At 58.0% G+C, this 19,314-nt stretch carries 16 protein-coding genes and 1 tRNA gene; 14 read left to right on the top strand and 3 right to left on the bottom strand.

The features are described 5' to 3' along the window. The 11 genes from AC5I5B_RS26010 to rpoC all read left to right on the top strand — a co-directional run. Nucleotides 1-71 (top strand): EF-Tu C-terminal domain-related protein (locus AC5I5B_RS26010; protein ID WP_143541087.1); only part of this gene is annotated, 71 nt, incomplete at its 5' end. A gap of 141 nt (nt 72-212) precedes the next feature. Continuing rightward, the gene (locus AC5I5B_RS26005; RefSeq protein ID WP_003507686.1) at nt 213-1,106 is read left to right on the top strand and encodes an NAD-dependent epimerase/dehydratase family protein; all 894 of its coding nucleotides are present in this window, start codon (nt 213-215) and stop codon (nt 1,104-1,106) included. 125 nt (nt 1,107-1,231) lie between these two features. Continuing rightward, nucleotides 1,232-1,307, top strand: a tRNA-Trp gene (locus tag AC5I5B_RS26000). 183 nt (nt 1,308-1,490) lie between these two features. After that, a complete protein-coding gene (gene secE, locus AC5I5B_RS25995; RefSeq protein WP_003507689.1) occupies nt 1,491-1,691 on the top strand; it encodes a preprotein translocase subunit SecE in 201 nt (66 codons plus the stop codon). 23 nt (nt 1,692-1,714) lie between these two features. Further along, nucleotides 1,715-2,245 (top strand): transcription termination/antitermination protein NusG, encoded by a 531-nt coding sequence (gene nusG, locus AC5I5B_RS25990; RefSeq protein ID WP_003507690.1) that lies wholly within the window; start codon nt 1,715-1,717, stop codon nt 2,243-2,245. Between the two features lie 144 nt (nt 2,246-2,389). After that, nucleotides 2,390-2,821, top strand: coding sequence for a 50S ribosomal protein L11 (gene rplK, locus AC5I5B_RS25985; RefSeq protein ID WP_003507702.1), 432 nt, complete (start codon nt 2,390-2,392; stop codon nt 2,819-2,821). A 2-nt stretch (nt 2,822-2,823) separates the two neighbouring features. Next, nucleotides 2,824-3,519 (top strand): 50S ribosomal protein L1, encoded by a 696-nt coding sequence (gene rplA, locus AC5I5B_RS25980; protein ID WP_003507704.1) that lies wholly within the window; start codon nt 2,824-2,826, stop codon nt 3,517-3,519. A 355-nt stretch (nt 3,520-3,874) separates the two neighbouring features. Continuing rightward, nucleotides 3,875-4,393 (top strand): 50S ribosomal protein L10, encoded by a 519-nt coding sequence (gene rplJ / locus AC5I5B_RS25975; RefSeq protein ID WP_003507705.1) that lies wholly within the window; start codon nt 3,875-3,877, stop codon nt 4,391-4,393. Nucleotides 4,394-4,452: 59 nt separating this feature from the next. After that, nucleotides 4,453-4,830, top strand: coding sequence for a 50S ribosomal protein L7/L12 (gene rplL / locus AC5I5B_RS25970; RefSeq protein WP_003507708.1), 378 nt, complete (start codon nt 4,453-4,455; stop codon nt 4,828-4,830). 263 nt (nt 4,831-5,093) lie between these two features. After that, nucleotides 5,094-9,230: a DNA-directed RNA polymerase subunit beta gene (rpoB, locus tag AC5I5B_RS25965; RefSeq protein ID WP_003507718.1), complete on the top strand. Its 4,137-nt coding sequence runs from the start codon at nt 5,094-5,096 to the stop codon at nt 9,228-9,230. A 181-nt stretch (nt 9,231-9,411) separates the two neighbouring features. After that, nucleotides 9,412-13,620, top strand: a complete 4,209-nt coding sequence (gene rpoC, locus AC5I5B_RS25960; protein ID WP_003507719.1) for a DNA-directed RNA polymerase subunit beta' — start codon at nt 9,412-9,414, stop codon at nt 13,618-13,620. 154 nt (nt 13,621-13,774) lie between these two features. Here rpoC and AC5I5B_RS25955 read toward each other — a convergent pair whose 3' ends face one another. The 3 genes from AC5I5B_RS25955 to AC5I5B_RS25945 form a co-directional block, all read right to left on the bottom strand. Beyond that, nucleotides 13,775-14,860, bottom strand: a complete 1,086-nt coding sequence (locus tag AC5I5B_RS25955) for a helix-turn-helix transcriptional regulator (RefSeq protein ID WP_111835059.1) — start codon at nt 14,858-14,860, stop codon at nt 13,775-13,777. A gap of 98 nt (nt 14,861-14,958) precedes the next feature. Further along, nucleotides 14,959-15,309: a VOC family protein gene (locus AC5I5B_RS25950; protein WP_003507721.1), complete on the bottom strand. Its 351-nt coding sequence runs from the start codon at nt 15,307-15,309 to the stop codon at nt 14,959-14,961. A gap of 11 nt (nt 15,310-15,320) precedes the next feature. Beyond that, nucleotides 15,321-15,614 carry a hypothetical protein gene (locus tag AC5I5B_RS25945; RefSeq protein ID WP_003507722.1) on the bottom strand — a complete coding sequence of 98 codons (294 nt, stop codon included), beginning with the start codon at nt 15,612-15,614 and terminating at the stop codon, nt 15,321-15,323. 526 nt (nt 15,615-16,140) lie between these two features. Between AC5I5B_RS25945 and rpsL the strand changes: the two genes are divergently transcribed. From rpsL to fusA, 3 genes are all read left to right on the top strand, one after another. Next, nucleotides 16,141-16,512 carry a 30S ribosomal protein S12 gene (gene rpsL / locus AC5I5B_RS25940; RefSeq protein ID WP_003507760.1) on the top strand — a complete coding sequence of 124 codons (372 nt, stop codon included), beginning with the start codon at nt 16,141-16,143 and terminating at the stop codon, nt 16,510-16,512. A 77-nt stretch (nt 16,513-16,589) separates the two neighbouring features. Continuing rightward, a complete protein-coding gene (rpsG, locus tag AC5I5B_RS25935; protein WP_003507761.1) occupies nt 16,590-17,060 on the top strand; it encodes a 30S ribosomal protein S7 in 471 nt (156 codons plus the stop codon). A 34-nt stretch (nt 17,061-17,094) separates the two neighbouring features. Next, nucleotides 17,095-19,194: an elongation factor G gene (fusA, locus tag AC5I5B_RS25930; RefSeq protein ID WP_003507762.1), complete on the top strand. Its 2,100-nt coding sequence runs from the start codon at nt 17,095-17,097 to the stop codon at nt 19,192-19,194. Nucleotides 19,195-19,314: the final 120 nt, after the last annotated feature.

The following is a 19,314-nucleotide window of genomic DNA, read 5'->3' as shown; positions in this document are numbered from 1 at the left end:
AGCTGCGCTTCGCTATCCGCGAAGGCGGCCGTACCGTCGGCGCCGGCATCGTGGCTTCGATCGTCGAGTAATCTTCGGGCCTGAAAAGGCTTGACGGAAACCCCGCTGGAGACAGCGGGGTTTTTTGTTTTGTATTGCGCGTTAGGGGAGGGTGGCTTTCGCCTCCCTGTCCGGGCTGCTACTTCGTTGCCGGGGAGATGATGAGGAGTATCATGAAGAAGCGCGTTCTATTTACCGGTGGTTCCGGCAAGGCCGGCAGGCATGTGATCCCGTGGCTTATCGACAAGGGTTATGAGGTCCACAACATCGATCTCGTTCCGCTCGACAGGCCGAGCGTCACCAATCTCATTGTCGACATCACCGACAGCGGGCAGGTCTTTAATGCCCTGTCCATGCACAGGAACTTTGCAGAGCTCGAAAGCGGGAAGGGTGTTTTGCCCTATGATGCGGTGATCCACTTCGCCGCGGTTCCGCGCATTCTGATAAAGCCCGACAATGAGACGTTCCGCATCAATACAATGGGAACCTACAACGTCATCGAGGCTGCGGTGAAGCTTGGTATCCGCAAGATCGTCATCGCATCGAGCGAAACCACCTACGGGGTCTGTTTTGCCGAGGGTGAAAAGGATTTCCACCATTTCCCGCTTGAGGAAGACTATGATGTCGATCCGATGGATTCCTACGGGCTGTCGAAGGTGGTGAACGAAAAGACGGCACGGGCATTTGCCGAGCGAAGCGGATACGACATTTACGCGCTGCGAATCGGCAATGTCATCGAACCGCATGAATATGAGAAGTTTCCCGGCTTCTTCGCCCGTCCGGAAACGCGCAAACGCAATGCCTGGGGTTACATCGATGCGCGCGATCTTGGCCAGATCTGCCATCTGTGCATCGAGAAGGACGGCCTCGGTTATCAGGTCTTCAACGCCGTCAATGATACAGCGACAGCGACGGTCCCCACGCGCGAGCTTGCGCAGACTTATTTCCCTGACGTGCAATTCCGCCGCGAGATCGGGGATCATGAGGGGTTGATCTCCAACCGCAAGATTCGCGAGGTCCTGGGCTTCAGCGAAGAACATGACTGGCGGAAATACGTTAAAACCTGAGAGGCGCAGGATTTTCGGGGGCGGAGTGGAAAAAACAAAAAACACACTTGCCATTCCTTTCCCTGCACCTTAAAGGAGCGCATACCGAATTGGCCAAGCGATTTCGCGGCCGATTCAGGTGCTGAAGGGGTATAGCTCAGTTGGTAGAGCGGCGGTCTCCAAAACCGCAGGTCGGGGGTTCGAGCCCCTCTGCCCCTGCCACTTTCCATTCGCAAGCGCGGTTTTCGCTGCATGGCAGATGGGGCCGGATTTCCGGCGAATTTCGCCGAATGTCGATTTCCTCTTGTTAAAAGTGGAATCGGTGTTTATGTAAGGTCAAAACAGACACGCGGTGCGTGGGGCTGATTAGTTCGGCTTTACGCGCCGTAATTGCGTGGGCAGTCAATGGCATCCAAAACCAATCCGTTTACGTTTCTGCAGCAGGTTCGCGCCGAAGCGTCAAAAATCACTTGGCCGTCGCGCCGCGAGACCATGATTTCGACGGCTATGGTGCTGGTGATGGTCATTTTTGCGGCTCTGTTCTTCTTTGCTGCTGACCAGCTCATCGGCTGGGTGCTTAGCCTCGTGCTGAACGTCGGCCGGTAACGGATTGAACGGAGAATAAAAAAATGGCAGCGCGCTGGTATATCGTTCACGCATATTCGAATTTCGAAAAGAAGGTCGCTGAGTCGATCGAAGAGAAGGCCCGTCAGAAGGGTCTTTCTCATCTGTTCGAGAAAATCCTCGTGCCGACCGAAAAGGTTGTCGAGGTGCGTCGTGGCCGTAAGGTCGACAGCGAGCGCAAGTTCTTTCCAGGTTACGTGCTGGTGCGCGCCAACCTGACGGATGAGGCCTATCACCTCATCAAGAACACGCCGAAGGTTACCGGTTTCCTCGGTTCGGACAGCAAGCCTGTTCCGATTCCCGATTATGAAGCCGAGCGTATCCTCGGTCAGGTTCAGGAAGGTGTCGAGCGTCCGAAGTCTTCGGTTTCGTTCGAGATCGGCGAGCAGGTTCGCGTTTCCGACGGTCCGTTCGCGTCGTTCAACGGCGTTGTTCAGGATGTCGACGAAGAGCGTTCGCGCCTGAAGGTGGAAGTTTCGATTTTCGGCCGCGCTACGCCGGTCGAGCTGGAATACAATCAGGTCGAGAAGGTCTGATTGGCGGGGCAAGACCCCAAGCGCGTGGAAGGCAAACTGGCTCTTTAAGCCGGAGCAGGGCGCCGCACCACGCAACCGCAGCCGCCGGAGCAATCCGGCTTAAGGGAAGCCGGGTAACCGGTTTGAATTGAAAGGCAGAGAGATATGGCTAAGAAAGTTGCAGGCCAGCTCAAGTTGCAGGTAAAGGCCGGGGCGGCCAATCCGTCCCCGCCGATCGGTCCGGCACTTGGTCAGCGTGGCATTAACATCATGGAATTCTGCAAGGCGTTCAATGCCGCCACGCAGGAAATGGAAAAGGGTATGCCGATTCCGGTCGTCATCACCTATTACCAGGACAAGTCCTTCACCTTCGTCATGAAGCAGCCGCCGATGACGTATTGGCTGAAGAAGGAAGCCAAGATCACCTCCGGTTCCAAGACGCCTGGCAAGGGCGCCAAGATCGGCTCCATCACCAAGGCTCAGGTCAAGACGATCGCAGAAGCCAAGATGAAGGATCTGAACGCAGCCGACATCGAAGGCGCAATGGCAATGGTTGAGGGCTCCGCCCGCGCCATGGGCCTGGAAGTGGTAGGTTGATCATGGCCAAGGTAGCAAAGCGCATTCAGAAGATCCGCGAAGGTGTGGATCCCAACAAGCTTTACGTTCTCACCGACGCCATTTCGATGGTCAAGGAACGTGCTGTCGCCAAGTTCGATGAAACCGTTGAAGTTTCGATGAACCTCGGCGTTGACCCGCGCCACGCGGACCAGATGGTTCGTGGCGTTGTCAACCTGCCGAACGGCACGGGCCGTGACGTTCGCGTCGCCGTCTTCGCCCGTGGCGCCAAGGCTGATGAAGCCACGGCTGCTGGCGCTGACGTTGTTGGTGCAGAAGAACTGGTTGAAATCGTTCAGGGCGGCAAGATCGACTTCGATCGTTGCATCGCGACCCCGGACATGATGCCGCTCGTCGGCCGTCTCGGCAAGGTACTCGGCCCGCGTGGCATGATGCCGAACCCGAAGGTCGGTACGGTGACCATGGATGTTGCCGGCGCCGTCAAGGCGTCCAAGGGCGGCGCTGTCGAGTTCCGCGTCGAAAAGGCCGGTATCGTACACGCTGGCGTTGGCAAGGCTTCGTTCGACGCCAAGGCTCTTGAGGAAAACATCAAGGCTTTCGCCGATGCCGTCATCAAGGCAAAGCCGGCTGGCGCCAAGGGCAACTATGTCAAGCGCGTCGCCATTTCCTCGACCATGGGTCCGGGCGTCAAGATCGACCCTTCGTCGGTTACGGCTTAATCAATTCTCGCGCTTCCCAAGGGAAGTGTGAATAAAAGAATTTCCGGCTCCCAGGAGCCGGAGATTTCCGGGGAAACCCGGAACTCCTGTCCGAGATTGCGGGTGGCCATTTCCTTCGGGGCCTGGCCTTAATCATTCAACCTGCATGAGACGGGTGAGGCTGGATTTGAGGTATCTGCTGATGCCTGACTGTCCGGTTCGAACCTGGTGTGCCTGTGCCTGAAGCCGTTTGCGGCGACAGAGCGGGGGACAGGATCCTCGAGCGTCGCTCGGGATCTTTGTAAAAAGGTCCCTTGGGGCAAAGGCAAACCCGACGGGTTCACAATCATGTGGTCCCGTCTACTGGAGACAGACAGTGGAAAGAGCGGAAAAACGCGAATTCGTCACGGAGCTGAACGAAGTCTTCAAGGCTTCCGGTTCGGTTGTCGTGGCCCACTATGCTGGTGTCACCGTTGCGCAGATGAACGACTTCCGTTCGAAGATGCGCGCTGCCGGAGGCACCGTCAAGGTCGCGAAGAACCGCCTGGCCAAGATCGCTCTTCAGGGCACGGAGTCGGAAGGGATGACAAATCTCTTCAAGGGCCAGACGCTGATTGCATACAGCGTCGACCCGATGATCGCTCCGAAAGTCGTCATGGATTTCGCAAAGACCAACGACAAGGTCGTTGTTCTCGGTGGTTCCATGGGTGCAACCACGCTCAACGCCGAAGCAGTCAAGTCGCTTGCGACCCTGCCTTCGCTGGACGAGCTGCGCGCAAAGCTGCTGGGCCTTCTCAATGCCCCGGCAACTCGCGTCGCTACGGTTGTCGCCGCACCTGCAAGCCAGCTGGCACGGGTGTTCTCGGCTTACGCCAAGAAGGACGAAGCCGCTTAAGGCGGTTTTTCGCTGTAAATATTCAAACTGGTTCGAACTGAACAAAAGGAACTATCAAAATGGCTGATCTCGCAAAGATCGTAGAAGACCTCTCCACCCTGACCGTTCTGGAAGCTGCAGAACTGTCCAAGCTTCTCGAAGAAAAGTGGGGCGTTTCCGCTGCTGCTCCGGTAGCTGTTGCTGCTGCTGGCGGTGCTGGCGTTGCTGCTGCTGTTGAAGAAGAAAAGACTGAATTCGACGTGATCCTGGTTGACGCTGGCGCCAACAAGATCAACGTCATCAAGGAAGTCCGCGCTATCACGGGCCTCGGCCTGAAGGAAGCCAAGGACCTCGTTGAAGGCGCTCCGAAGGCTGTCAAGGAAGCTGTTTCCAAGGCTGAAGCTGCTGATCTCAAGAAGAAGCTTGAAGAAGCCGGCGCCAAGGTCGACGTTAAGTAATCTTGCGATTGCTGGCGGGAAGGGGCTTCATGCCCCTTTCCGTCGTCATCGTTTTTAAAACTCATTACCCAAAAGCCGCGTGAAAATGGCTTTTGGGTAATGGGTTCTTCAAGAGAATGGTTCCGAACCGGCTCATCTAGGCAATCCGGCCTGATCGATCCGGGATGTGGAACGAGATTGATGAAACCCATTGCTTGACGGGATCGACTGGCCATCGGTTCCCGTCCGTTGCAGGCCCGGATGCAATTTTTAAAGGAGCGACGATGGCTCAGACCCTTTCGTTTAACGGTCGCAGGCGCGTACGCAAGTTTTTCGGCAAAATTCCAGAAGTAGCGGAAATGCCGAACCTCATCGAGGTTCAGAAGGCTTCGTACGACCAGTTTCTCATGGTTGACGAGCCCAAGGGTGGCCGTCCCGACGAGGGATTGAATGCCGTATTCAAGTCCGTATTCCCGATCACCGATTTTTCCGGCGCCTCCATGCTCGAATTCGTGTCCTACGAATTCGAAGCGCCGAAGTTCGACGTAGAGGAATGCCGTCAGCGCGATCTGACCTATGCAGCGCCGCTGAAGGTGACGCTGCGCCTCATCGTGTTCGATATCGATGAAGATACGGGCGCGAAGTCCATCAAGGACATCAAGGAACAGTCCGTCTACATGGGCGACATGCCGCTCATGACCAATAACGGTACGTTCATCGTCAACGGCACCGAGCGCGTCATCGTTTCGCAGATGCACCGTTCGCCGGGCGTGTTCTTCGATCACGACAAGGGCAAGAGCCATTCTTCCGGCAAGCTGCTTTTCGCTGCCCGCGTTATCCCGTATCGCGGTTCCTGGCTCGACATCGAATTCGACGCCAAGGACATCGTCTATGCGCGTATCGACCGTCGCCGCAAGCTGCCCGTGACCTCGCTCCTGATGGCGCTCGGCATGGACGGCGAAGAAATCCTGTCGACCTTCTATACCAAGGCTACCTACGAGCGCGCCGGTGACGGCTGGCGTATCCCGTTCCAGCCTGACGCGCTGAAGAATGCCAAGGTCATCACCGACATGATCGACGCCGACACCGGCGAAGTTGTTGTCGAGGGTGGCAAGAAGCTGACCCCGCGCCTTATCCGCCAGCTAGTCGACAAGGGCCTGAAGGCGCTTAAGGCGACTGACGAAGACCTCTACGGAAACTTCCTGGCCGAAGACATCGTCAACTACGAGACGGGTGAAATCTATCTCGAAGCTGGCGACGAAATCGACGAGAAGACGCTTGGCCTGATCCTTCAGTCCGGCTTCGACGAGATTCCGGTTCTCAACATCGACCACGTCAATGTTGGCGCCTACATCCGTAACACGCTCTCCGTTGACAAGAACCAGAACCGCCAGGAAGCGCTGTTCGACATCTACCGCGTCATGCGTCCGGGCGAACCGCCGACCATGGACTCCGCGGAAGCGATGTTCAACTCGCTGTTCTTCGATGCAGAGCGTTACGATCTCTCGGCTGTTGGCCGCGTGAAGATGAACATGCGTCTCGACCTCGATGCGGAAGACACCGTGCGCACGCTGCGCAAGGAAGACATCCTCGCCGTCGTCAAGATGCTGGTCGAACTGCGCGACGGCAAGGGCGAAATCGACGACATCGACAACCTCGGCAACCGCCGTGTACGTTCGGTCGGCGAGCTGATGGAAAACCAGTACCGTCTCGGCCTTCTGCGCATGGAACGTGCGATCAAGGAACGTATGTCCTCGATCGAAATCGACACCGTGATGCCGCAGGACCTGATCAATGCAAAGCCGGCAGCTGCCGCCGTTCGCGAATTCTTCGGTTCCTCGCAGCTGTCGCAGTTCATGGACCAGGTGAACCCGCTTTCGGAAATCACCCACAAGCGTCGTCTTTCGGCTCTTGGACCGGGTGGTCTGACCCGCGAGCGCGCCGGCTTCGAAGTCCGCGACGTTCACCCGACCCACTACGGCCGTATTTGCCCGATCGAAACGCCGGAAGGCCCGAACATCGGTCTGATCAACTCGCTTGCCACCTTTGCCCGCGTCAACAAGTACGGCTTCATCGAAAGCCCGTACCGCAAGATCATCGACGGCAAGGTGACGACCGACGTTATCTACCTCTCCGCCATGGAAGAGGCCAAGTACTACGTCGCACAGGCCAATGCCGAACTCGATGGCGAAGGCGCCTTCACTGAAGAGTTCGTCGTCTGCCGTCACTCGGGCGAAGTTATGCTCGCACCGCGCGACAACATCAACCTGATGGACGTTTCGCCGAAGCAGCTCGTTTCGGTCGCGGCGGCTCTCATTCCGTTCCTGGAAAACGACGACGCCAACCGCGCTCTCATGGGCTCGAACATGCAGCGTCAGGCCGTTCCGCTTCTGCGGGCGGAAGCGCCGTTCGTCGGCACAGGCATGGAACCGATCGTCGCCCGTGACTCCGGCGCTGCCATCGCAGCTCGCCGCGGCGGTGTCGTCGACCAGGTCGATGCGACGCGTATCGTTATCCGCGCTACGGAAGAACTCGATGCCGGCAAGTCGGGCGTTGATATCTACCGTCTGCAGAAGTTCCAGCGTTCGAACCAGAACACCTGCGTCAACCAGCGTCCGCTGGTCGCCGTCGGCGATCTCATCTCCAAGGGTGACATCATCGCGGACGGTCCGTCGACCGACCTCGGTGACCTGGCGCTCGGCCGCAACGCGCTCGTCGCGTTCATGCCCTGGAACGGCTACAACTACGAAGACTCGATCCTGATGTCGGAGCGTATCGTTTCCGACGACGTGTTCACCTCCATTCACATCGAAGAATTCGAAGTGATGGCGCGTGACACGAAGCTTGGTCCGGAAGAAATCACGCGCGACATTCCGAACGTTTCGGAAGAAGCGCTGAAGAACCTCGACGAAGCCGGTATCGTTTACATCGGTGCGGAAGTTCAGCCGGGCGACATCCTCGTCGGCAAGATCACGCCGAAGGGCGAAAGCCCGATGACGCCGGAAGAAAAGCTTCTGCGCGCCATCTTCGGTGAAAAGGCTTCCGACGTTCGCGACACCTCCATGCGCATGCCTCCGGGCACGTTCGGTACGGTCGTCGAAGTCCGCGTCTTCAACCGTCACGGTGTGGAGAAGGACGAGCGCGCGATGGCAATCGAGCGCGAAGAGATCGAACGTCTGGCGAAGGACCGCGACGACGAACAGGCAATCCTTGACCGTAACGTCTACGGCCGCCTGATCGACATGCTGCGTGGCCACGTTTCCATCGCTGGTCCGAAGGGCTTCAAGAAGGGCGTCGAGCTTTCCAACGCCGTCGTCTCCGAATATCCCCGCTCGCAGTGGTGGATGTTTGCAGTCGAAGACGAGAAGGCCCAGTCCGAACTGGAAGCGCTTCGCGGCCAGTACGACGAATCCAAGTCGCGCCTTGAACAGCGCTTCATGGACAAGGTCGAAAAGGTCCAGCGCGGCGATGAAATGCCTCCGGGCGTCATGAAGATGGTCAAGGTCTTTGTTGCTGTGAAGCGCAAGATCCAGCCGGGCGACAAGATGGCCGGCCGTCACGGTAACAAGGGCGTCGTCTCGCGTATCGTTCCGGTCGAAGACATGCCGTTCCTCGAAGACGGCACGCATGTCGACATCTGCTTGAACCCGCTCGGCGTGCCTTCGCGCATGAACGTCGGCCAGATCCTCGAAACCCACCTCGCATGGGCATGCGCAGGCATGGGCAAGAAGATCGGCGAGATGCTCGAAGAGTATCGCAAGACGATGGACATCAGCGAGCTTCGCACCGAGCTCACCGAAATCTATGCGAGTGAATCGCATGATGAGGTGCAGCGCTTTGATGACGAATCGCTGGTCAAGCTTGCCGAAGAAGCCAAGCGCGGTGTTTCCATCGCGACGCCGGTCTTCGACGGTGCGCATGAGCCTGACGTCGCCGCGATGCTGAAGAAGGCAGGTCTGCATGAATCCGGCCAGTCCGTCCTTTATGACGGTCGTACCGGTGAGCCGTTCGACCGCAAGGTCACCGTCGGCTACATGTACATGATCAAGCTGAACCACCTTGTTGACGACAAGATCCACGCTCGCTCGATCGGTCCTTACTCGCTCGTTACCCAGCAGCCGCTGGGCGGCAAGGCGCAGTTCGGCGGACAGCGCTTCGGGGAAATGGAAGTCTGGGCTCTGGAAGCATACGGCGCGGCTTACACGCTGCAGGAAATGCTCACCGTCAAGTCGGACGACGTGGCGGGCCGCACCAAGGTCTACGAGGCGATCGTCCGTGGTGACGACACGTTCGAGGCCGGCATTCCGGAGAGCTTCAACGTTCTCGTCAAGGAAATGCGGTCGCTCGGCCTTTCGGTCGAACTGGAGAACTCGAAGGTCGAGAACCAGTCCGAGGATCAGCTGCCCGACGCAGCGGAATAAAATTGAGAGAGGTGGGCGCCTTTTAGGCGCCTGCCGGTTCCTCCGGCAGCCTGCGGTTGCCGAGGGACACTTTCGCCGCATTGTGCGGTTAATCCGTATTTAAAGCTCTGGACGGTGACCCGGGAAGAAGCCGGTCCAGATGCAAACAGGGGCAGCAGCTAGCCTCTCAAGGAGACAAGGCATGAACCAAGAGGTCATGAATCTTTTCAATCCTCAGGTGCCTGCGCAGCATTTCGATTCCATCCGGATTTCGATCGCTTCGCCGGAAAAAATCCTGTCGTGGTCCTACGGCGAGATCAAGAAGCCGGAAACCATCAACTACCGTACGTTCAAGCCGGAACGCGACGGTCTTTTCTGCGCGCGCATTTTCGGACCGATCAAGGACTACGAATGCCTGTGCGGCAAGTACAAGCGCATGAAGTACAAGGGCATCATCTGCGAAAAGTGCGGCGTTGAAGTGACGCTGTCGCGCGTTCGCCGTGAGCGCATGGGCCATATCGAGCTCGCAGCGCCCGTTGCCCATATCTGGTTCCTGAAGTCGCTTCCCTCGCGTATCTCGACCTTGCTCGACATGACGCTGAAGGATGTCGAACGCGTTCTCTATTTCGAGAACTACATCGTCACCGAACCGGGCCTCACCTCGATGAAGCAGAACCAGCTTCTGTCCGAGGAAGAGTACATGATTGCCGTTGACGAATTCGGCGAAGACCAGTTCACCGCCATGATCGGCGCTGAAGCCATCTATGAGATGCTGGCTTCGATGAACCTCGAAAAGATCGCCGGCGACCTGCGTGCGGAACTTGCTGAGACCACGTCTGATCTCAAGCAGAAGAAGCTGATGAAGCGCCTGAAGATCGTCGAGAACTTCATGGAGAGCGGCAACCGTCCGGAATGGATGATCATGAAGGTCGTTCCGGTCATTCCGCCGGACCTGCGCCCGCTGGTTCCGCTGGATGGCGGCCGTTTTGCGACGTCCGACCTCAACGATCTCTATCGTCGCGTCATCAACCGTAACAACCGTCTGAAGCGCCTGATCGAGCTTCGTGCGCCTGGCATCATCATCCGCAACGAAAAGCGTATGTTGCAGGAATCCGTCGATGCGCTGTTCGATAACGGCCGTCGCGGCCGCGTCATCACGGGTGCCAACAAGCGTCCGCTGAAGTCGCTCTCCGACATGCTCAAGGGCAAGCAGGGCCGTTTCCGCCAGAACCTTCTCGGCAAGCGCGTCGACTATTCCGGTCGTTCGGTCATCGTGACCGGTCCGGAACTGAAGCTGCACCAGTGCGGCCTGCCGAAGAAGATGGCGCTCGAGCTGTTCAAGCCGTTCATCTACGCCCGCCTCGACGCCAAGGGTTACTCCTCGACCGTCAAGCAGGCCAAGAAGCTGGTTGAAAAGGAAAAGCCTGAAGTTTGGGATATCCTCGACGAGGTCATCCGCGAGCATCCGGTTCTCCTGAACCGCGCACCGACGCTGCACCGTCTGGGTATCCAGGCTTTCGAACCCATGCTGGTCGAAGGCAAGGCCATCCAGCTGCACCCGCTCGTCTGCACGGCCTTCAACGCTGACTTCGACGGTGACCAGATGGCTGTTCACGTTCCGCTTTCGCTGGAAGCCCAGCTGGAAGCGCGCGTGTTGATGATGTCGACCAACAACATCCTGCATCCGGCAAACGGCCACCCGATCATCGTTCCTTCGCAGGACATGGTTCTCGGCCTGTATTACCTGTCGATCATGAACCAGAACGAGCCGGGCGAAGGCATGGCCTTCTCGGATATCGGCGAACTGCATCACGCGCTTGAAAACAAGGTCGTGACGCTGCATGCCAAGATCCGTGGCCGCTTCAAGACCGTGGATGCCGACGGCAAGCCGGTTTCCAAGATCCATGAAACGACCCCTGGCCGTATGCTGATTGGCGAACTTCTGCCGAAGAACGTCAACGTGCCTTTCGACGTCTGCAACCAGGAAATGACCAAGAAGAACATCTCCAAGATGATCGACACGGTCTACCGCCATTGCGGCCAGAAAGACACGGTCATCTTCTGCGACCGCATCATGCAGCTCGGTTTTGCCCATGCCTGCCGCGCCGGCATTTCGTTCGGCAAGGACGACATGGTCATTCCGGACAGCAAGGTGAAGATCGTCGGTGACACCGAAGCTCTCGTGAAGGAATACGAACAGCAGTATAACGATGGTCTCATCACCCAGGGCGAAAAGTACAACAAGGTTGTCGACGCCTGGGGCAAGGCTACCGAAAAGGTCGCCGAAGAAATGATGGCACGCATCAAGGCTGTCGAGTTCGATCCGGAAACGGGCCGCCAGAAGCCGATGAACTCCATCTACATGATGTCCCACTCGGGCGCCCGTGGTTCTCCGAACCAGATGCGTCAGCTTGGCGGCATGCGCGGCCTGATGGCGAAGCCGTCGGGTGAAATCATCGAGACGCCGATCATCTCGAACTTCAAGGAAGGCCTGACCGTTAACGAGTACTTCAACTCGACCCACGGTGCCCGTAAGGGTCTCGCAGACACCGCCTTGAAGACCGCGAACTCGGGTTATCTTACCCGTCGTCTCGTCGACGTCGCGCAGGATTGCATCGTCAACTCCGTGGATTGCGGTACCGACAAGGGCCTCACCATGACCGCCATCGTCGATGCCGGTCAGGTTGTTGCCTCGCTTGGCGCACGTATTCTCGGCCGTACGGCTCTAGACGATATCGATCATCCGGTTTCCGGCGAGAACATCGTCAAGGCCGGCACGCTTATCGATGAGGCCGATGTGGCCGCCATCGAAAAGGCGGGCATCCAGTCCGTTCGCATCCGCTCCGCTCTGACCTGCGAAGTGCAGATCGGCGTCTGCGGCGTCTGCTACGGTCGTGACCTTGCACGCGGTACGCCTGTCAACATGGGCGAAGCCGTTGGCGTCATCGCCGCACAGTCGATCGGTGAACCGGGTACGCAGCTCACCATGCGTACGTTCCACCTTGGCGGTACGGCGAACGTGGTCGACCAGTCGTTCCTCGAAGCGTCGTATGAAGGCACGATCCAGATCAAGAACCGCAACATCCTGCGGAACTCGGAAGGCGTTCTCATCGCCATGGGTCGTAACATGTCCGTTACGATCCTTGATGAGCGCGGCGCGGAACGTTCCTCGCAGCGTGTCGCTTACGGTTCGAAGATCTTCGTGGATGATGGCGACAAGGTTAAGCGTGGCCAGCGTCTTGCAGAGTGGGACCCCTACACCCGTCCGATGATGACGGAAGTGGAAGGTACCGTTCACTTCGAAGACCTCGTCGACGGTCTCTCCGTTCTGGAAGCGACCGACGAATCCACCGGCATCACCAAGCGTCAGGTCATTGACTGGCGTTCGACGCCGCGCGGTTCGGACTTGAAGCCCGCGATCATCATCAAGGACGCTTCCGGCGCTGTGGCGAAGCTTAGCCGTGGTGGCGAAGCTCGCTTCCATCTGTCCGTGGATGCCATCCTGTCGGTCGAGCCGGGTTCCAAGGTCTCCCAGGGTGACGTGCTTGCACGTTCGCCGCTGGAAAGCGCCAAGACGAAGGACATCACCGGTGGTCTGCCGCGTGTTGCCGAACTGTTCGAAGCACGTCGTCCGAAGGATCACGCCATCATCGCCGAGATTGATGGTACGATCCGCCTCGGCCGCGACTACAAGAACAAGCGTCGCGTGATGATCGAGCCTGCGGAAGACGGCGTCGAGCCGGTCGAATACCTGATCCCGAAGGGCAAGCCCTTCCATCTTCAGGAAGGCGACTACATCGAGAAGGGCGAATACATTCTCGACGGCAACCCGGCGCCGCACGACATTCTGGCGATCAAGGGCGTGGAGGCTCTGGCTTCCTACCTCGTGAACGAAATCCAGGAAGTCTATCGACTGCAGGGCGTTGTGATCAACGACAAGCACATCGAGGTGATCGTTCGCCAGATGCTGCAGAAGGTTGAAATCACCGATGCTGGCGACAGCCAGTACATCGTTGGCGACAACGTCGATCGCATCGAGCTTGACGACAACAACGACCGCCTGATCGAAGAAGGCAAGAAGCCTGCCTATGGCGAGCCGGTTCTGCTCGGCATCACCAAGGCTTCGCTGCAGACGCCGTCCTTCATCTCGGCCGCATCCTTCCAGGAAACCACCAAGGTTCTCACGGAAGCTGCGATCGCCGGCAAGACGGACACGCTGCAGGGCCTCAAGGAAAACGTCATCGTCGGCCGTCTCATCCCGGCCGGTACCGGCGGCACCATGACGCAGATCCGCCGCATCGCCACCTCGCGCGACGACCTCATCCTCGAGGAACGCCGCAAGGGTACGGGTGCAGGCTCTGCGAACCAGATGCTGCAGGACATGACGGACCAGGCTCCGGCCGCCGAATAAGGTCAGACAGGGCAGGGGCTTTACGAAGCCCCGCCAAAGGTTCAATGGAAACGCCCGGAGCAATCCGGGCGTTTTTGTTTGTGTGGAAGCCACCGGCGAGTCAGCGCGATTTTACGATTTGTCTTTGAGATTATCTTCAGCCGCGCGGCGAGGGTCAGCTCTGTTCGCGGATGTTATAGCGGGTGAGAACGGAGAGCCGGCGAACGAGATCAGTTTGGCCGGTGCTGCCAGTCTTCGCATAGATCGACTTGGCGTTGCTGCGCACCGTTTCATGGGAAATCTGCAATTGCTTCGCCACGGCGGGAAGCGAGAGCCCCTTCATGATTTCCAGAGCCACGCGGGCCTCGCGCTTGGTGAGATCGTATAGCCCTTTTAACAGTGACGTTGCATCGGTGATGGTGCCCATGGGTTGCGATATCAGCACGATGGCGGAACCTTTCGGGGACAAATCCAGTGCGTTCCTGCGCAGCGGTATGACGTGGAGGATGCAGGACCGATCTTCGCCGGTCGGGAGGGGGAAAGAGCCGGCATTATCTCCGGCGAGCGCCTTATAGAGCAGCCGGTTTACTCTTTCGTCTGACACCACGATCCTGTCGCGGGCACGGGTGGAAATACATTTCCTGAGAGAGAGAAACATGTCGTTTGCGGAGAGGATACGCCCGCTCGCCTGTAGCACCGCCGCTGGCGCGCCTATGGCGTTCAGCCCGAGCGTCATGGCGTCGGCCTTCTGTCGCTGCAGCCGGGTTGCGAGGGTGAGGCTGCGGGCAATGTGTGGCCTCAGCCGGCCCAGCGCCGCCATGGTTTCCGGCCCGATGACGCCGCTATCGAGTTTGCGTTCGAAAAGCACTGTCATTTCCGGATGATCCGGTGGCGCAATCTGCGTTGCCGCGCCATATCCCAATCCGCGCGGCATCAGGAAGTCACGCACGATCGGCAATCCGGCCCATTCGTCATGGGTGAAGACGTCAAAATCCTGTACGAAGGAAAACTGTCCTTCGCGGATTGCGCGGGTTAGGCGATCGTTGCGCCTGTTCCAGCCGCCTTCCATGAAGGCCTGCATCACGTCCTGCAGATTGGGGGTAAAGAGCCATGCCTCTTCCTCACCCTTGCCCCAGGTAAGCGCACCGCCCCAGAAATCCAGGCGGTTACCGATTGTCTCTATGACCTCAGCCCAGCGATCAGGGAAAAGTGCCGCCTCGTAAATGTCATCGATAATGTCTGCTGAAGATATATTATCCAACCCGCCACCGGAATTTTGCGCCGGTACTATTGTAAGCTCATATTTTGGTATTGTTCAACGGATAAAGAAATAATACTATTGTATTAAAAGTATATAATCTATGAGTGACTTAATATATTGATAAGTTTGCCGAAGGGGTCGCGCACGAAAAGGCGGCGTACGCCCCATGCCTCGACGGCGGGGCCGTATTCGATGGGCAGCCCGGCCTTCAGGATTCTGGCGTGGACCTCCTCGAAATCATCAACCTCGATCGAAAGGTCCGGCACATCATTGCCGGAGCCGCCTTCACTTGCGAAGCTGACCTGTGCTCTTGCTTCGAGCGGGCTGGCATGGGTGACGATCCAGCCGTGATCCATGGCGACGGGCATGCCGAGAATATCGCAATAAAACGCCTTCGCCCGCGCTGGGTCGGGCGTTTCTATATTGGCGACGACCCGTCTTACCGCCATGGATTTGCGCCTCAGGCGAAACGGATGATGGCGACTTCGCCTTCGAGCGCGCCCTGATAGGCGGAAGCGTGCGGCTCTTCATCGGGAACTTCGGTCAGCATGCCGATCTGGTCGAGGTCCGCTTCGATGAAGCCTTCCTCGGAAAGCGCGTTCAGCGTTTCGCGCACGGCGGTATCGTCGTCCGGCGCCCGCAAAATGACGTGGATGTCGATGCCTTCGGAATTGTCGTGCTCATAGGCCTTGCCGATGACGATGAAGACCATCGGCTCTTCGCGTCCGTTGTCGTTGTCGGGGAGGGTGCTCATGACGCGGTTCCTTGATCATTCGTTGCTGTAATGGGGGCCGATGGAATCGGTTCCGCCCGTGGCGGCGCTGCTCCGGCTCGCCACAGGGAATCAATAGACGGATTTTATGAAAAGCCAAAGCGTGGAGGTCGAAATCGCAACCTTCTGCGCCGACTTATGTTAAAGCTGGCTGGAAATGGCCCGGACGCGGGCTTCGTGGCCGCGGGCGCGCGGGCAAAATGCGGATTCGCCCTTGACGAAAGCTGGCTAAAACAGTAGTACGCCCGCCATCGGAGCCTCTGTGGGTGCTGGCCGTTCGGAAAGCTTTTTCCCGAACATCATCTCAAACGGGTCTCCATTGCACGTAGAAGACACGAATGTTGCACGCAAGACGCCTCATCCGGTGTCCTCTGCTCTTGGTGGTCCATCCGTGAAACCGGATCGGGCCACGTTTTGCGCATGAGGATATATGCGTGCATCGTCGCCGGCAACGGCATAGCCGCCACCCGTGAGGGTGGCTTAAGTAGTTTTTGCAAGGGATGGTTATATGCCTACCGTAAACCAGCTGATCCGCAAGCCTCGCCAGGCACAGGTAAAGCGCAACAAGGTTCCTGCTCTTCAGGAAAACCCGCAGAAGCGTGGTGTTTGCACCCGCGTTTACACGACGACCCCGAAGAAGCCGAACTCGGCTCTGCGTAAGGTTGCCAAGATCCGCCTCACCAACGGCTTCGAAGTCATCGGTTACATTCCGGGCGAAGGTCACAACCTTCAGGAACACTCCGTGGTCATGATCCGCGGCGGCCGCGTAAAGGACTTGCCGGGTGTGCGTTACCACATCATCCGCGGTGTTCTCGATACCCAGGGCGTCAAGAACCGCAAGCAGCGCCGCTCCAAGTACGGTGCGAAGCGTCCGAAGTAATTCGGGTTTAACAAATTCCGGCGCTGCGCGAGGTTCTCCGCGTGGTAAAGCGTCAATAACATTGAGAGACAAAAAATATGTCCCGTCGCCATAGTGCAGAAAAGCGTGAGATCAACCCGGACCCGAAGTTCGGCGATCTGGTCGTCACCAAGTTCATGAACGCCATCATGCTTCACGGCAAGAAGTCGGTCGCAGAAAGCATCGTTTACGGCGCGTTCGACGTCGTTCAGGGCAAGACGAAGCAGGAGCCGCTCGGCGTGTTCCACTCCGCCCTCGACAACGTTGCTCCGCACGTTGAAGTGCGTTCGCGCCGCGTTGGTGGTGCCACCTATCAGGTTCCCGTCGACGTTCGCCCCGAGCGCCGTCAGGCTCTCGCTATTCGCTGGCTGATCACGGCTGCCCGCAAGCGCAACGAAACGACCATGGTCGATCGCCTTTCCGGCGAACTCATGGACGCTGCGAACAACCGCGGTTCTGCTGTCAAGAAGCGCGAAGACACGCACAAGATGGCCGACGCCAACCGCGCATTCTCGCATTACCGCTGGTAATCTTAACCGGTCGCATATCGAAAGGCAGTCCATTATGGCTCGCGAATATAAAATCGAAGACTACCGCAATTTCGGTATCATGGCGCATATCGACGCCGGCAAGACGACGACCACCGAGCGTATCCTTTATTACACCGGTAAGTCGCACAAGATCGGTGAAGTTCACGATGGCGCAGCCACGATGGACTGGATGGAACAGGAGCAGGAGCGTGGTATCACCATCACCTCCGCTGCCACCACGACCTTCTGGAAGGGTCGCGACGGCAAGATGCGCCGCTTCAACATCATCGACACCCCCGGCCACGTCGACTTCACCATTGAGGTTGAGCGTTCGCTGCGCGTTCTCGACGGCGCCATCGCGCTGCTTGACGCCAACGCCGGTGTTGAGCCGCAGACGGAAACCGTCTGGCGCCAGGCCGAGAAGTATCATGTTCCGCGCATGATCTTCTGCAACAAGATGGACAAGACCGGCGCTGACTTCTACCGCTCGGTAGAAATGATCAAGACCCGTCTCGGCGCCATCGCCGTTGTCATGCAGCTGCCGATCGGCGCTGAGACCGAGTTCAAGGGCGTTATCGACCTGATCGAGATGAACGCACTCATCTGGCGCGACGAATCGCTCGGCGCTCAGTGGGACGTCGTCGAAATTCCTGAAGACATGAAGGCCAAGGCTGACGAATATCGCGAAAAGCTGATCGAGACCGTTGTCGAGATCGACGAAGAAGCGATGGAAGACTACCTGAACGGCATCATGCCCGACAACGAGAAGATCCGTGCGCTCGTTCGTCGCGGCACCATCGACGTGAAGTTCCACCCGATGTTCTGCGGTACCGCGTTCAAGAACAAGGGCGTTCAGCCGCTTCTCGACGCCGTCGTCGACTACCTGCCTTCGCCGCTGGACATTCCCGCGATCAAGGGCATCGACTTCAAGACCGAAGCCGAAATCGAGCGTCATGCCGATGACAGCGAGCCGCTTTCCATGCTCGCGTTCAAGATCATGAACGACCCCTTCGTTGGCTCGCTGACCTTCGCACGTATCTACTCGGGCAAACTCGAAAAGGGTACGTCTGTCATCAACACGGTCAAGGACAAGCGCGAGCGCGTCGGCCGTATGCTGCAGATGCATTCCAACAGCCGTGAAGACATCGAAGAAGCCTTTGCCGGCGACATCGTTGCTCTGGCTGGCCTCAAGGAAACCACCACTGGCGATACGCTCTGCGATCCGCTGAAGCCGGTTATCCTCGAGCGCATGGAATTCCCTGAGCCGGTCATCCAGATCGCGATCGAGCCGAAGACCAAGGGCGACCAGGAAAAGATGGGCCTCGCGCTCAACCGTCTGGCTGCTGAAGATCCTTCGTTCCGCGTCAAGACGGATGAAGAATCCGGTCAGACGATCATCGCAGGCATGGGCGAACTTCACCTCGACATTCTCGTTGACCGTATGCGTCGCGAGTTCAAGGTTGAAGCTACCGTCGGCGCTCCGCAGGTTGCCTACCGCGAAACCATCACGCGTCAGCACGAAGAAGACTACACGCACAAGAAGCAGTCCGGTGGTACCGGTCAGTTCGCTCGCGTGAAGATCATCTTCGAACCGAACCCCGAAGGCGAAGACTTCAAGTTCGAATCGAAGATCGTCGGTGGTGCTGTTCCGAAGGAATACATCCCGGGCGTTCAGAAGGGTATCGAAAGCGTTCTGTCTTCCGGTCCGCTGGCTGGCTTCCCGATGCTCGGCGTCAAGGCGACGCTGGTCGACGGTGCATTCCACGATGTTGACTCGTCGGTTCTCGCCTTCGAAATCGCATCGCGTGCCTGCTTCCGTGAAGCAGCGAAGAAGGCTGGCGCACAGCTTCTCGAGCCGATGATGAAGGTCGAAGTCGTAACGCCGGAAGACTATGTCGGTGACGTTATCGGCGATCTGAACTCCCGTCGTGGTCAGATCCAGGGCCAGGAAAGCCGTGGTATCGCCGTCGTCATCAACGCGCATGTTCCGCTCGCGAACATGTTCAAGTACGTCGACAACCTGCGCTCCATGTCGCAGGGCCGTGCACAGTACTCGATGACGTTCGACCACTATTCGCCGGTTCCGTCGAACGTGGCGCAGGAAATCCAGGCAAAGTACTCCGGTCAGAAGTGATCGGGGTACGCCCCACCGAATTTTGAAGATTATTCCCGTCAAGGGACAAGAATGGAGAGCCACTAATGGCAAAGAGCAAGTTCGAGCGCAATAAGCCGCACGTCAACATTGGCACGATCG

Source organism: Agrobacterium sp. (assembly GCF_059499945.1).
Note: the sequence above shows the minus strand (reverse complement) of the source record. Positions and strands in the feature narration are given on the sequence as shown.

What these genes read in the sequence shown, in the direction of transcription:
- AC5I5B_RS26005 (WP_003507686.1), top strand. Translation starts at nt 213, where the DNA reads ATGAAGAAGCGCGTTCTATTTACCGGTGGTTCCGGCAAGGCCGGCAGG.
- AC5I5B_RS25945 (WP_003507722.1), bottom strand. Translation starts at nt 15,614, where the DNA reads ATGAGCACCCTCCCCGACAACGACAACGGACGCGAAGAGCCGATGGTC.
- rplL (WP_003507708.1), top strand. Translation starts at nt 4,453, where the DNA reads ATGGCTGATCTCGCAAAGATCGTAGAAGACCTCTCCACCCTGACCGTT.
- nusG (WP_003507690.1), top strand. Translation starts at nt 1,715, where the DNA reads ATGGCAGCGCGCTGGTATATCGTTCACGCATATTCGAATTTCGAAAAG.
- rpoC (WP_003507719.1), top strand. Translation starts at nt 9,412, where the DNA reads ATGAACCAAGAGGTCATGAATCTTTTCAATCCTCAGGTGCCTGCGCAG.
- rplA (WP_003507704.1), top strand. Translation starts at nt 2,824, where the DNA reads ATGGCCAAGGTAGCAAAGCGCATTCAGAAGATCCGCGAAGGTGTGGAT.
- AC5I5B_RS25950 (WP_003507721.1), bottom strand. Translation starts at nt 15,309, where the DNA reads ATGGCGGTAAGACGGGTCGTCGCCAATATAGAAACGCCCGACCCAGCG.
- secE (WP_003507689.1), top strand. Translation starts at nt 1,491, where the DNA reads ATGGCATCCAAAACCAATCCGTTTACGTTTCTGCAGCAGGTTCGCGCC.
- rpoB (WP_003507718.1), top strand. Translation starts at nt 5,094, where the DNA reads ATGGCTCAGACCCTTTCGTTTAACGGTCGCAGGCGCGTACGCAAGTTT.
- rpsL (WP_003507760.1), top strand. Translation starts at nt 16,141, where the DNA reads ATGCCTACCGTAAACCAGCTGATCCGCAAGCCTCGCCAGGCACAGGTA.
- fusA (WP_003507762.1), top strand. Translation starts at nt 17,095, where the DNA reads ATGGCTCGCGAATATAAAATCGAAGACTACCGCAATTTCGGTATCATG.
- rplK (WP_003507702.1), top strand. Translation starts at nt 2,390, where the DNA reads ATGGCTAAGAAAGTTGCAGGCCAGCTCAAGTTGCAGGTAAAGGCCGGG.
- rpsG (WP_003507761.1), top strand. Translation starts at nt 16,590, where the DNA reads ATGTCCCGTCGCCATAGTGCAGAAAAGCGTGAGATCAACCCGGACCCG.